We start from the raw sequence: 11,979 nt of genomic DNA, 5'->3' as shown, positions 1-11,979 counted from the left end.
GGGGCTGGCCTCCTGGTCCGGAAAACTACCAGCGTTCACGAGAGCGGTGGCATCTGCGCCGGAGTCCCCGTCTCTCCACAGGGTTATCCACACCTGTGTACAAAGGTGACGAACTGGGGACTTCGGTCGGAGCCAGGTCCTCGAGGATCTACCTCGACGGGAGGGGTGGCCGACGCTGTGAGTGAACGTAACAGAGGTCGGGGAGGGCCACAAAGCGATCAGGACGTTTGACTCGATTCTGCTGACAATCTTGCTTTCGTGGCCCAGAACACACTGGTCGCGAACGGTCACCGAGAACGGACGTTGTCGTTTGATTTGGACGCCCGGTGTCAGTAGTCTCGACTGGTCATCCAGGTTGCGGATTTGCGCGGCGAACTTCCGTGTTCGCCGAGTCATCACCGACACCAGTTCGGCACCGTCCTGGATCAACAGACCAACGACAACATGTGGGTCATGCCCGGGTAACCGGCGTGCCCACAGGGAGCACAAGGAGTCACCGTGGCCAAGGGCAAGCGTACTTTCCAGCCGAACAATCGTCGTCGCGCGCGCGTGCACGGATTCCGTCTGCGCATGCGGACCCGCGCCGGACGTGCGATCGTCAGCGGCCGTCGTTCCAAGGGCCGCGCGAAGCTCACCGCCTGATCGTCGGCTCTCACCGGGTCCCGCACGGGGCCCGGTCAGCTGTTCGATGACTGCGCCCCTTCATCGGATCTCACGGGGATCCGACTTCTCTCGCACCCTCAAGTCCGGTGCGCGGGTGAACAGTCGTGACTTCGTCGTCCATCTCGCGATGGTCGGTCGTGAATGGCCCGACCCCCGCAGCCTTCGACGGGACGTGGCGATGTCCGGTGGTCCCTGGTTCGGTCTCGTGGTCAGCAAATCCGTCGGCAATGCGGTGACGCGCCATCTCGTCGCCCGCCGACTGCGCGCGGCATTCGCCGGCGCATCGCATCTGCTTCCCGACGAGACCTATGTGGTCGTCCGTGCCCGCCGAAGCGCGGCCGAGCGATCCAGCGACGAGCTCGCCGACCAGCTCCGCGACGCGTTCACCAGTCGTCGTGTCCTCGCCCTGTCCGAGGCCGTCGCGGCGTCGGCCGACGGAGCGGGACCGCGGTGATGGGCAACACCGACACCACGCCGTCACCTGAGACCGAGGCGGATTCGACGACTCCGCACGCGGCCTCGAGCGGAACCGGCGCGCGCCTGTGGCGCGGAGTCCGCCTCCTCCCCCGCCGCACCGTCATCTTCCTCATCGAGCTGTACCGCACCTGGGTGTCGCCGATGCGTCTGCCGTCCTGCCGGTTCGAACCCACCTGCTCGGGATATGCGGTCGAGGCACTGGACCGGCACGGCTTCCTCTACGGCTCGGTGCTGTCGGTCATCCGGCTCGCGAAGTGCGGGCCCTGGCACAAACCCGGTTACGACCCGGTTCCCGAACGCGGCTTCGGCGAACTGTGCCGCGACCTGTGGCGCTCGGCGACCGGCACACACCGACCTCGAAACCATCAGCACGCGTCCGGCGAGACGCGTGCTCTGTGAGTACAACAAGTGAGGGGTAACTGACCCGTGCTCGACTTCATCTATTACCCGGTCTCCGGGATCATGTGGGTCTGGCATTGGCTCTTCAGCCATGTCACACCGAACTCCCCCGGTGGCGACGGCATCGCCTGGGCCCTGTCGGTGGTGTTCCTCGTGTTCACCCTGCGTGCGATTCTCTACAAGCCCTTCGTGAAGCAGATCCGCACCACGAAGAAGATGCAGGAGATCAACCCGCAGCTCCAGGCGATCCGTAAGAAGTACGCCAAGGATCGGGTCAAGATGACCGAGGAGATGCAGAAGCTGCAGAAGGAGCACGGGTTCAACCCGATGCTCGGCTGCCTGCCGATGCTGCTCCAGATCCCGGTCTTCATCGGTCTGTTCCACGTGCTGCGCTCGTTCAACCGTATGGGCACCGGCATGGGTCAGCTCGGCATGAGTGCGGCAGAGACCCGGTCCCAGGGCAACTACGTGTTCAGCGCCGAACAGGTGCAGAACTTCCTCGACGCCCGCCTCTTCGGTGTCCCGCTGTCGTCCTACCTCGTCGAGCCGGCGACCGAGTTCCAGGCCTTCGTCGAGCCCGGCTCCCCCATCGACTTCACGCGCCCGCAGATCGCGTTCGTCGTCATCCCCATGATGATCGTCGCCTCCATCGCGACGCACCTGAACTCGCGTGCGTCGGTTGCCCGTCAGCCCGAAGCGGCGCTGGAGAATCCGCAGACCCGGATGATGAACAACCTCGCGCTGTACGTCTTCCCGATCGGCATCCTCGTGACCGGTCCGTTCTTCCCGGTCGCCATCCTCCTGTACTGGATGAGCAACAACATCTGGACCTACGGTCAGCAGCACATCGTCTTCGGGCACATCGCCAAGGAAGAGGAAGAGGCCAAGCTCCTCAAGCAGGAGAAGCTGAAGGCCAATGCGCCGAAGCCGGGCGCGCGACCCGACCGGAAGAAGAAGCCCGCGGCGACGAACACCAACGGCGCCGACTCGACGAACGTCTCCCTCTCGAAGGACGGATCGTCGGACAAGGCCGGGACCGACGGTGTCGACGCAGATGCATCGCCCGACGAGTCGACGACCGCCGCAGCGGACACCGGGGCGGGAGCCAAACCCAAGCCGGGTCAGAAGCCCACACGCCCCGGCGCCGGCGCCGCACCGGGCAAGAAGCAGAACCACAACCGCGGAAGCCGTTCGACGGCCAAACGCGGAAACAAACGCGGTGGCAAACGATGACCGCCCCAGACTTGTTCGATGAAGCACAGAAGTTAGGTGAATGAGATGACAGCAGAGACTGCAACTCAAGCCGGTACGGACGCCGAGACCACGGCGGGATCCCAGACCGAGGACCAGGCCGATACGTCTTCGTCGGCCGCCGGCGACGACGGTGCGGTGGCGGAGAACGCCGTCACGGAAGCGGTGCATAGCGACGCCGATGATGACGCCGCGGACGAGACCGACGTCGACGACGACTCCGATGACGACGACTCCGATGACGACGACTCGGATGAGGACGAAGACAACGAAGACCGTCTGGTCGAAGAAGGCGAGATCGCCGGCGACTACCTCGAGCAGCTGCTCGACGTCCTCGACTTCGATGGTGACATCGACCTGGATGTGGATGGCGACCGAGCAGTCGTCAGCATCGATGGCGGCGACGACCTGACGAAGCTCGTCGGGCGCAAGGGTGAGGTCCTCGACGCGCTCCAGGAGCTGACCCGCCTTGCGGTCCAGCAGGCGACAGGTGAACGCAGCCGCCTGATGCTCGACATCGCCCGTTGGCGGGCTGATCGCCGCGATCGACTGGCTCGCCTCGGTCGTGAGGTCGCCGAGCGAGTCCTGTCGTCCGGCGAGCGCGAAGCGCTGGATCCGATGACTCCGTTCGAGCGGAAGATCGTGCACGACGCGGTCGCGGTCGTCGACGGCGTCGTCAGCGAGAGCGAGGGTGCAGAGCCGAAACGTCGCGTGGTGGTCCTCCCCTCGTAGCAAGTACTCCCCTCCCCCACGGAGGTGAACAGGCCCCGACCGTCTCGGTCGGGGCCTGCTTCGTCTCCGGGTAGTGCTTGGTTGTGTGCCGCGATAGCGGGTGGCGTTTCGTCGGCGTTGCGCGCTGTGGGCTACTTACACGGTTGTTGTTTCACGTGAAACACGAGGCTTGTCCGTGGAGGCGGTCAGCAGAACGGATGCGCGCCGGGGTGCTGTTGAGCGATCGGGTTGACGGCCGCCGCGCCTTGCGACTCGGGTCGAGTTGTAGTTCCCAGGAGGTGGCCGGCGGAATCCGTCGGTTCCCTCGCTCCCCCGCGTCCTGCGGCCGCCTCAGCCGGCCACGTTGCTGCACATGGCGGTAGCGCCAACTCGCACCATGGACGTCCTCATAGCGCGGTGGATGCCTACGCGTACCGGGCGCGACGAGAAAGCTCGAAGCCGTTCATTGCCCGGCCCGGGTCGACGCGCGGTCGGTTGAGCGTGGGCAGAGTTGCCAGTCTTGGCGGGCGGTGTGACGCCGGGGCAGTTCTGGGTGTTGGCAACGTGGACGGCGGCGGAGAATCTCCGGCGGGTTGGCATACCCGCGCCACGGGTCGCCACTGGCGAACGACACCGCGCGCTGCTCGGTTCCGGATACAGAGCGAACGAATTGTCACGTGACGCTTCCGTCGGGCACCAGAGTGTCAATCAGATCGGGTCGTCATCAGACCCTTCGAGGCTCGCTTCGCTCGCACCTCAGGGAGCTGGGTGGCGCAGGGCTCGCCCGTCAGTATCTTCAGCCTGGCGGCCGTTGTGGACCACGGAAGAACACTCGTGAACATCCGAGTCCGTGCTCCCGTGATCCGACAGATCGACCTGCCCCCTGCCCCCAGAGGAGCGTCCGGAGTTTACGGAGGGCGCGTCGCCCCCTGTTCCCTGAGGAGCGTCCGGGGCTTGCGGAGGGCGCGTCGCCCCCTGTTCCCTGAGGAGCGTCCGGGGCTTGCGGAGGGCGCGTCGCCCCCTGTTCCCTGAGGAGGCCGGGGCTTGCGGAGGCCGTCACGAAGGGTCTTCGCAACCCGGCCCACCAAGACCCTTCGTGACGCTCGCAGGCTCGCTCCTCAGGGAGCGGGTGGTGCCGCTCGCAAGCTCGCTCCTCAGGGAGCGGGTGGTGCCGCTCGCCAGGTCGCTCCTCAGGGAGCAGGTGGTGCCGCTCGCAAGCTCGCTCCTCGGGGAGAGGGAGGTGACGCTCGCAAGCTCGCTCCTCAGGGAGCGGGTGGTGCCGCTCGCCAGGTCGCTCCTCGGTATCTGCGGCCTGGCGGCCGTCGTGGGCTACGAGGGAACTACCGCTCCCTGAGGGGGCCGGAGCTTGCGGAGGCCGTCACGAAGGGTCCTGGCGAGATGCGTCGCGAATCTATCGAGGCTCGTCGACCTCGACCGCGCTTCTTCGTCGCTCGCTGGGCCTGGCGGCCTGTGCTTCTGGTACCCCAAGGGTCAGGGGTCTCGAGTATCGCTCGGACCAGGGAGCGGGAGGGGACGTAAGCGACGCAGATGTCGATCGCGGGTTCGACGGGACGTTGCGCTCAGTTCCGCCGGTTTGTCGTCGAATCACATCGATGTGTTTCACGTGAAACATCGCGCTAGGACCCGATGTGCACCGACCTGCCAGAGGGTTGGGTTTCACGTGAAACACTGTCTAGGTATCCCACTCGAACGGAGGCGAAGTGCCGTCTGACGCACAACCCGGGCACGAGCACGATCTTGATGCGTTGGCGGTTCCGCCAGACATCGCGACTGATGTCTTCGGTGAGCGGGTGGCGCTGGCGGTGGACTACTGGCGCGTCCTCGCCACCGACGGGATCGACCACGGACTCATGGGGCCGCGAGAGGTCCCGCGACTGTGGGATCGTCACATCCTCAACTGCGGCGTACTCGGTGAGCTCATCTCCGACGGATCGCGCGTGATCGACATCGGCAGCGGTGCCGGCCTCCCCGGCATCCCCCTCGCCATTGCACGTCCGGATCTCTCGATCACGCTCATCGAACCGCTACTCCGGCGCAGTACCTTCCTGGACCGTGCTGCTGCCGCGCTCTCGTTGGACAACGTGATCGTGATCCGAGGGCGAGCGGAAGAGAAGGCGGTACGCGCCGTCGTCGAGCCCGCCGATGTGGTGACGTCGCGAGCAGTCGCGCCGCTCGAACGGTTGGCGAAATGGTCCGCTCCCCTGGTCCGTCCCGGAGGCCAGATGATCGCGATCAAGGGGTCGTCAGCCGCCGAAGAGATCGAACGCGATCGGGCGGTGGTCGGGCGCTCTGGGATCACAGAACTGACGGTTCACACGTGTGGCGATCGCGTTCTCGAGACGCCGACGACCGTGATCGTGGGAACGAAGACCGAGCGGTCGCGCGGTGGCCGTTCCGGACGGCGCTGAGGAGGCGATCGGATTGGTGTGGAGTCCGCGGAGGGCGCAGAATAGGAAGCGTTCTGTCGGCACCCCCGAAGGTGCTGCAATGGACGCTTCCGCGACCGTAGGGTCGGCAGCTACAGCCGCCGGCGGTACGGACGCGAGTCCGTACGAGGTCGGTCAAAGGAGTCCACGCGTGGTCGATCAAGACCCGAATGTTCACGTGAAACTGCGGCAGGGGGTCACCCCGGAGTTGACGGCCAGCCCTTCGCCGACACCCCAATCGCCATGGCCGCCGAGCGCGCGAGTCAGGTACTGACTCCCGGGGGTGCGGGGCAACTACCCAAACCGCCGCATACACGGATCATGACCGTCGCCAATCAGAAGGGCGGCGTCGGGAAGACCACGACGACCGTCAACCTTGCGGCGGGACTCGCGCTGCGCGGTCTTCGCGTTCTGGTTGTCGATCTCGACCCCCAGGGCAACGCCAGTACCGCGCTCGGCATCGATCATCGCGCAGAGGACATCGCATCGGTGTACGAGTTGTTGCTCGGTGAAGTGACCCTCGAGGAAGCGATCCAGGAGTCGCCCAGCCAGCGCGGCCTGTTCTGCGTGCCTGCGACTCTCGATCTGGCCGGCGCCGAGATCGAACTCGTGTCGCTGGTGGCCCGCGAGAATCGGTTGCGTAATGCGCTCGCCGACGATGTGCTTGCCAAGTACCAGATCGACTACGTGTTCATCGACTGTCCCCCATCACTGGGTCTGCTGACCGTCAACGCGATGGTGGCAGCCCGTGAGGTTCTCATCCCGATCCAGTGCGAGTATTACGCACTCGAGGGCGTCGGACAGCTGCTGCGCAATATCGAACTCGTACAGGCGCACCTCAACCGTGAGCTCCACGTCTCCACGATCGTGCTGACGATGTACGACGGCAGGACGAAACTGGCCGACCAGGTGGCCGAAGAAGTGCGGCGTCACTTCGGCGACAAGGTGCTGAGCACGATCATCCCGCGGAGCGTCAAGGTGTCCGAGGCCCCCGGCTACGGGATGACGATCATCGAGTATGACCCCGGCTCTCGCGGCGCAATGAGTTACCTCGATGCCGCACGCGAACTGGCGTTGCGGGCTGCCGAGGGGGCGCCGGCGTGATCCGGTATCGCCTCGGTTCACGTGACACGCCGACTCACGACCATCATCGCGAAAGGGAGCACCAATGAGTCAACGAGACGCCGCTCAGCGCCGGGGTGGACTCGGACGAGGGCTCGCGGCGCTGATTCCGACGGGGCCTGCCGACGACCAATCGGGCGCCCCGCGCCTCGGCAACGCCGCAGCGGATGTCGTCATCGGCAAGGGTCCGACGACAGCTGATGATGGCGTCAAGACCTCGTCGACTGCCGCTACGCAGGCGACCGGGACGCAACCTCTCAGCCCGGAAGAGGCGGGCGCGGTGTACCGCGAGTTGCCCCCGAAGGAGATCCAGCCGAATCCCAGTCAGCCCAGAACTGTCTTCGATGACGAGGCGATGGCGGAGCTCGTGCACTCGATTCGAGAGTTCGGGCTGATGCAGCCCATCGTGGTGCGCCGACTCAAGCAGCCCACCGCGGATGGGATCGCCTATCAGATCGTCATGGGTGAGCGCCGGTGGCGGGCAAGCCAGGAGGCAGGGCTCGAGGCCATCCCCGCGATTGTGCGGGAGACGCCTGACGGTGACATGCTGCGCGATGCGTTGTTGGAGAACATCCACCGTGCGCAGCTCAACCCACTCGAAGAAGCGGCGGCCTATCAGCAGCTGCTCGAGGAGTTCGGTGTGACGCACGAGGAGCTCGCCTCTCGCCTCGGCCGTTCTCGCCCGCTGATCAGCAACATGATCCGGTTGCTCAAACTCCCGATTCCGGTGCAACGCCGGGTCGCGGCGGGGGTGCTGTCGGCCGGCCATGCCCGCGCTCTCCTGTCCCTCGAGACCGGAAGCGACGCTCAGGAAGCTCTCGCGGCGCGGATCGTCGCCGAAGGGTTGTCGGTGCGGGCGACTGAAGAAGCTGTCACGCTCGCCAATCGTGGCGACGGTCCGGAAGCGAAATCTCCGTCGGCACCGAAACGCCGTCCGATGCAGATGCCAGGCCTCCAGGATCTCGCGGAGAGACTGTCCGACAGTCTGGACACCAGGGTTACAGTCAGTCTAGGGAAAAGAAAAGGCAAGATCGTGGTGGAGTTCGGCTCGGTCGACGACCTGGAACGCATTGTCCAGTTCATCGATCCGAAGAAGTGAATTTCGGCGCGGGATTTCCGGTACCACCTAGACGCGGAAGTAATGTCACAGTGACGATTGAGGTAGCCAGCGGGCGCTCATGCAGCGAAAGCTGTTGTTGCGCTGCTACATTCGGCATCCGTGGAACTCTCGACCGGGGCGCACCGACATGAGTGTGTCCGTCACTCGGTTGGAACTGGGATCCTTCGCGTCGCTCCCCCACCACACCCGCAATTGCGTCTTCTGGGAAGTCGAGCCCGTGGCGCAGACAAGCCGCGGCACGGTACCGGGCCCCGGCGATCTCGAACCCTACGAAAGCGAGTTCGACAAGGAGGCGTGGATCTCGGGTCTTCTCCTCGATTGGGGTGCGTGCGGGCAGGTCGCGATCGAGTCGAGCACGAACACTGTCATCGGTACAGCCTTCTACGCGCCGCCCAATCGTGTTCCGCGGTCGCAGCACTTCCCTACGTCGCCGGTGAGCCACGACGCCGTGCTGCTCACCAGCATCCGTACCGAGCCCGGCCACGACGAAGTAGCCACCATCCTGCTGGACGCGGTGCTGGGCGACCTGATCCGACGAGGCGTCCGGGCGGTCGAATCGTTCGGTCTGGTACGGAACGGGTCCGGCGCGGATCCTTTCGTGCTCGCCGGGAGCGCGGGCGGAGTGGCCGACGATCTCGAGCTCTGGTCGGATGAGGCGATCGTCGAAGTCGCGCGTGAGATCCTCGACGACCCCCAGGGCGACCTCTGCACGAACTGTATGAATGACGCGTCGTTTCTGAAAGATTCCGGGTTCGACGTCGTGTCGTCGCACCAGAGGTTCCCGCGTTTCCGACTGGAGCTCGACGAAGGGCTCGGCTGGAAGGTCGAGGTGGAGAGTGCGCTGCAGAAACTGGTGGTGATGGCCGAGATGGATCTGGCCGGTCGGCAGCGGACGGCGGTCCCGGTGGGAACCGGGCCGCAGCGGATCAGCGGGAGCTGTTCTCCGCGGCCAGCAGATCCGCGAAAGTATAAGTGCCCGTAGGACGATCGTCCTGATCGAGCAGGTACAGTCGCTTCACCGCCACTACGATGGCGTCGGCGATGACGTTGCGCCAATCCGAATCAGCAAGCACTGCAGCGTCGTTCGGGTTCGTGATGTAACCGACGTCGATGAGGGCCACGGGCATCTTGGTGAGCCGGAGAACGTCCCATGTGCGCTCGTGGGTCCGGCAGTCCGACAACGGCGTGCGTGCCGCGATCTCCCGCTGGATGAAGCCGGCGAGGTTGCGCCCGATCGTCGAGTACGAGTCGTTGTTGCCGAAGTAGAACGACGCGACACCATTGGCGCGCGCGTTCCGGTAATGGCCGCAGCGGAGCGAGATCATCAGGTCGGCGTCCATCAGATTCGCGACGCGAGCGCGCTCGTCGTCCCCGGGACGTCCCCGACCGTCATGCGACAGGAACGTCTGCATTCCGGCGGCCGCCATCCGGCCTTCGAGACGAGCACCGAGGTCCCACAGCAGTTCCGACTCGCGGTCGGCGACCTCACTCGTCGACAGGGCATGGAGTCCACCGGAGCCGGGGTCGATGAGGATCCGCTTTCCGGACAACTGCGGTCCGGAACGACGGACGTGCTCTTCTTCGCGGATCGCGTACGGCGAACCGCCGGTCACTCTCGTGCCGAGGCGTTCCAGTGAACGCAGGGTGGCCGGACCGCAGATGCCGTCGGAAGCGAGACCGTATTCACTCTGGTAAAGGCAGACTGCGTTATGAGTGGTCAGGCCGAAGATGCCGTCGACCAGCGACGTGAAGTAACCGAGGTTCTGCAGCCGGCTCTGCAGGGTGGCGACATCGTCGCCGACCATGGGCGCCGACAGCTGATACGAGAGCACTCGAGCGCCGAGTCGGTAGGACGCCTCGCGCAGGACGCGGTAGGTGGCCGGACCGACGATGCCGTCGACGATCAGGCCGCGCTCCTGTTGAAACGCACGGACGGCCCGGTCACACGCCTCGTCGAAGACGGCTTCGGGTGGATTCCACCCGTTCGCCGGCCCACCGTGTGTGGCGCTGGAGGATCCATCGTCGGGCAACAGACCACGTCCGACGAGGATGGCGCGGATCTCGGCCACCGCCGAGCCGTGATCACCAAGTCGGAACAATGGCATCTGGTCACCCCTCGTACGAATCGCGGCAGGTGCGGCTCTGCGCGATGTCCGATGTAGCCAAGTGGTACACCGGTGAAACGTCAGCCTGCATTCTCGCAGCTGGACTTCACTACACCAAACTGCACGGAGCCGAATCGGTGTGATCCCGCGTGCAGGGGTCTCCGGTCGAGACCACGGCCGACACTACCAACGCAAACAGTCCGCGGGTGGAACGGCAACGTCGTTCACCCGTCGGACTGTCGCGTCGATGTGCGTGAAATCGCAGGTCGTCAGGCCGACTGGCCGACGACCGAGTCGAGCTCACGAAGCAGGGCGGCCTTGCCCTTGGCGCCGACGATCGTCTTCACCGGCTGACCCTTGTCGAACAGGATCATCGTCGGGATGGACATGATCTGGAAGTCACGCGCGGTCGACGGGCTCTCGTCGACATCGAGCTTGGCGACCGTCAGCTTGTCGCCGTGGTCGCGAGCGATCTCCTCGAGAACCGGAGCGACCATGCGGCAGGGACCGCACCAGGTGGCCCAGAAGTCCACCAGAACCGGCTTGTCGGCGCCGAGAACGGCGTCCTTGAACGTGGTGTCGGTGACGGCAACGGTGTGTGCACCCATGATCTGATCTCCTTGGTCGGACCGGGCCGGGTGGCCCAGGTGGTAAGTGGTTGACGGTTCAGGCGGGTGCCTGAACAGCGTCGATCTCGGAAACGGAGGCCGCCTCGGCATCGTCCACGCTGAGGTCGGCTGCCTCACCCTGCTCGGCCAGCCAACGCTCGGCGTCGATGGCCGCCGAACAACCACTGCCCGCGGCGGTGATGGCCTGTCGGTAGGTGTGGTCCACGAGGTCCCCGGAAGCGAACACGCCGGGAAGAGAAGTGAGGGTCGTACGTCCCTGGACCAGGACGTAACCCTCGGGATCCAGGTCGACCTGCCCGCGGACCAACTCGCTGCGCGGATCGTGGCCGATCGCGACGAACATGCCGGTCACATCGAGGGTGCTGACCTCGCCGGTGCGCGTGTCCTCGACCTTCAGGCCCGACACCGAACCGTCGCCGACCACGGACTGCACCGCGGCATTGGTGACGAAACGGATCTTGTCGTTGGCACGTGCGCGCTCGAGCATGATCTTCGACGCCCGGAACTCGTCACGACGGTGGACCAGCGTGACACTTCGCGCGAACTTGGTCAGAAACGTGGCCTCTTCCATCGCGGAGTCGCCGCCGCCGATGACGGCGATGTCCTGGTCCTTGAAGAAGAAACCGTCACAGGTGGCACAGGCCGACACACCGCGGCCGAGGAGCTGCTGCTCCCCCTCGATGCCGAGATAGCGCGCCGCCGCGCCCATGGCGAGGATGACGGCGCGGGCCCGGTAGATCTCCCCGCCGACCTCGACCTCCTTGATCCGGCCGGTCAGCCGAACGGTGCCCACGTCCTCCATGCGCAGGTCGGCGCCGAAGCGGATGGCCTGCTCACGCATCTCGTCCATCAACACCGGACCCTGGATACCGGTCTGGAAACCGGGGAAGTTCTCCACCTCGGTGGTCGTCATCAGGGCGCCACCGAACTGGGTGCCCTCGAAGACGATTGGAGATAGCTCGGCGCGTGCGGCGTAGATCGCTGCGGTGTACCCGGCAGGACCAGATCCGATGATGATCAACTCGTGGATCTGCTGGGTCTCTGGCTGGCTCACT

Annotated in this window: 12 protein-coding genes and 1 pseudogene; 10 read left to right on the top strand and 3 right to left on the bottom strand. The window is 65.4% G+C overall.

The genetic code is table 11. From position 1 onward, the window contains the following. The first annotated feature begins 498 nt into the window (after positions 1–498). The 10 genes and pseudogenes from rpmH (at position 499) to QAD21_RS23725 (ending at position 9,172) form a co-directional block, all read left to right on the top strand. Complete coding sequence (gene rpmH, locus QAD21_RS23770; RefSeq protein WP_004020968.1) at positions 499–642, top strand: 50S ribosomal protein L34; 144 nt, start codon at positions 499–501, stop codon at positions 640–642. 46 nt (positions 643–688) lie between these two features. Continuing rightward, positions 689–1,117, top strand: coding sequence for a ribonuclease P protein component (rnpA, locus tag QAD21_RS23765; RefSeq protein WP_065630840.1), 429 nt, complete (start codon positions 689–691; stop codon positions 1,115–1,117). Further along, positions 1,114–1,539: a membrane protein insertion efficiency factor YidD gene (gene yidD, locus QAD21_RS23760; RefSeq protein ID WP_280360325.1), complete on the top strand. Its 426-nt coding sequence runs from the start codon at positions 1,114–1,116 to the stop codon at positions 1,537–1,539. The genes rnpA and yidD overlap by 4 nt, the downstream gene beginning before the upstream one ends. A 27-nt stretch (positions 1,540–1,566) precedes the next feature. Next, positions 1,567–2,772, top strand: coding sequence for a membrane protein insertase YidC (gene yidC, locus QAD21_RS23755; RefSeq protein WP_058252991.1), 1,206 nt, complete (start codon positions 1,567–1,569; stop codon positions 2,770–2,772). 45 nt (positions 2,773–2,817) lie between these two features. Next, positions 2,818–3,522, top strand: a complete 705-nt coding sequence (locus QAD21_RS23750; protein WP_280360324.1) for a R3H domain-containing nucleic acid-binding protein — start codon at positions 2,818–2,820, stop codon at positions 3,520–3,522. A 1,075-nt stretch (positions 3,523–4,597) separates the two neighbouring features. Beyond that, positions 4,598–4,855, top strand: a complete 258-nt coding sequence (locus QAD21_RS23745; protein WP_280360323.1) for a hypothetical protein — start codon at positions 4,598–4,600, stop codon at positions 4,853–4,855. Between the two features lie 367 nt (positions 4,856–5,222). Beyond that, positions 5,223–5,930, top strand: a complete 708-nt coding sequence (gene rsmG / locus QAD21_RS23740) for a 16S rRNA (guanine(527)-N(7))-methyltransferase RsmG (protein ID WP_065630844.1) — start codon at positions 5,223–5,225, stop codon at positions 5,928–5,930. A 169-nt stretch (positions 5,931–6,099) separates the two neighbouring features. After that, positions 6,100–7,052: pseudogene (locus tag QAD21_RS23735) on the top strand (ParA family protein). A gap of 64 nt (positions 7,053–7,116) precedes the next feature. Further along, positions 7,117–8,169: a ParB/RepB/Spo0J family partition protein gene (locus tag QAD21_RS23730; RefSeq protein ID WP_058252987.1), complete on the top strand. Its 1,053-nt coding sequence runs from the start codon at positions 7,117–7,119 to the stop codon at positions 8,167–8,169. A 148-nt stretch (positions 8,170–8,317) separates the two neighbouring features. Then, positions 8,318–9,172 (top strand): hypothetical protein, encoded by an 855-nt coding sequence (locus tag QAD21_RS23725; protein WP_159371762.1) that lies wholly within the window; start codon positions 8,318–8,320, stop codon positions 9,170–9,172. Here the strand turns inward: QAD21_RS23725 and QAD21_RS23720 are convergent. The 3 genes from QAD21_RS23720 to trxB form a co-directional block, all read right to left on the bottom strand. Then, positions 9,117–10,295, bottom strand: a complete 1,179-nt coding sequence (locus QAD21_RS23720; RefSeq protein ID WP_259937355.1) for an N-acetylmuramoyl-L-alanine amidase — start codon at positions 10,293–10,295, stop codon at positions 9,117–9,119. The two genes, QAD21_RS23725 and QAD21_RS23720, sit on opposite strands and share 56 nt — an antisense overlap. A 269-nt stretch (positions 10,296–10,564) precedes the next feature. Continuing rightward, positions 10,565–10,903, bottom strand: a complete 339-nt coding sequence (gene trxA, locus QAD21_RS23715; protein WP_058252984.1) for a thioredoxin — start codon at positions 10,901–10,903, stop codon at positions 10,565–10,567. A 58-nt stretch (positions 10,904–10,961) separates the two neighbouring features. Further along, entirely contained in the window at positions 10,962–11,978 is a 1,017-nt protein-coding gene (gene trxB, locus QAD21_RS23710; protein ID WP_280360322.1) for a thioredoxin-disulfide reductase, read from the bottom strand. Position 11,979: the final 1 nt, after the last annotated feature.

This window comes from Gordonia sp. SMJS1 (genome assembly GCF_029866425.1).
GTDB classification, from domain to species: domain Bacteria; phylum Actinomycetota; class Actinomycetes; order Mycobacteriales; family Mycobacteriaceae; genus Gordonia; species Gordonia hongkongensis.
This window is presented reverse-complemented; position numbering and strand designations above follow the sequence as displayed.

Excerpts from the sequence above, each read along its gene's own strand:
- rnpA (WP_065630840.1), top strand. The coding sequence starts at position 689 with ATGACTGCGCCCCTTCATCGGATCTCACGGGGATCCGACTTCTCTCGC.
- QAD21_RS23750 (WP_280360324.1), top strand. The coding sequence starts at position 2,818 with ATGACAGCAGAGACTGCAACTCAAGCCGGTACGGACGCCGAGACCACG.
- QAD21_RS23730 (WP_058252987.1), top strand. The coding sequence starts at position 7,117 with ATGAGTCAACGAGACGCCGCTCAGCGCCGGGGTGGACTCGGACGAGGG.
- QAD21_RS23725 (WP_159371762.1), top strand. The coding sequence starts at position 8,318 with ATGAGTGTGTCCGTCACTCGGTTGGAACTGGGATCCTTCGCGTCGCTC.
- QAD21_RS23720 (WP_259937355.1), bottom strand. The coding sequence starts at position 10,295 with ATGCCATTGTTCCGACTTGGTGATCACGGCTCGGCGGTGGCCGAGATC.
- trxA (WP_058252984.1), bottom strand. The coding sequence starts at position 10,903 with ATGGGTGCACACACCGTTGCCGTCACCGACACCACGTTCAAGGACGCC.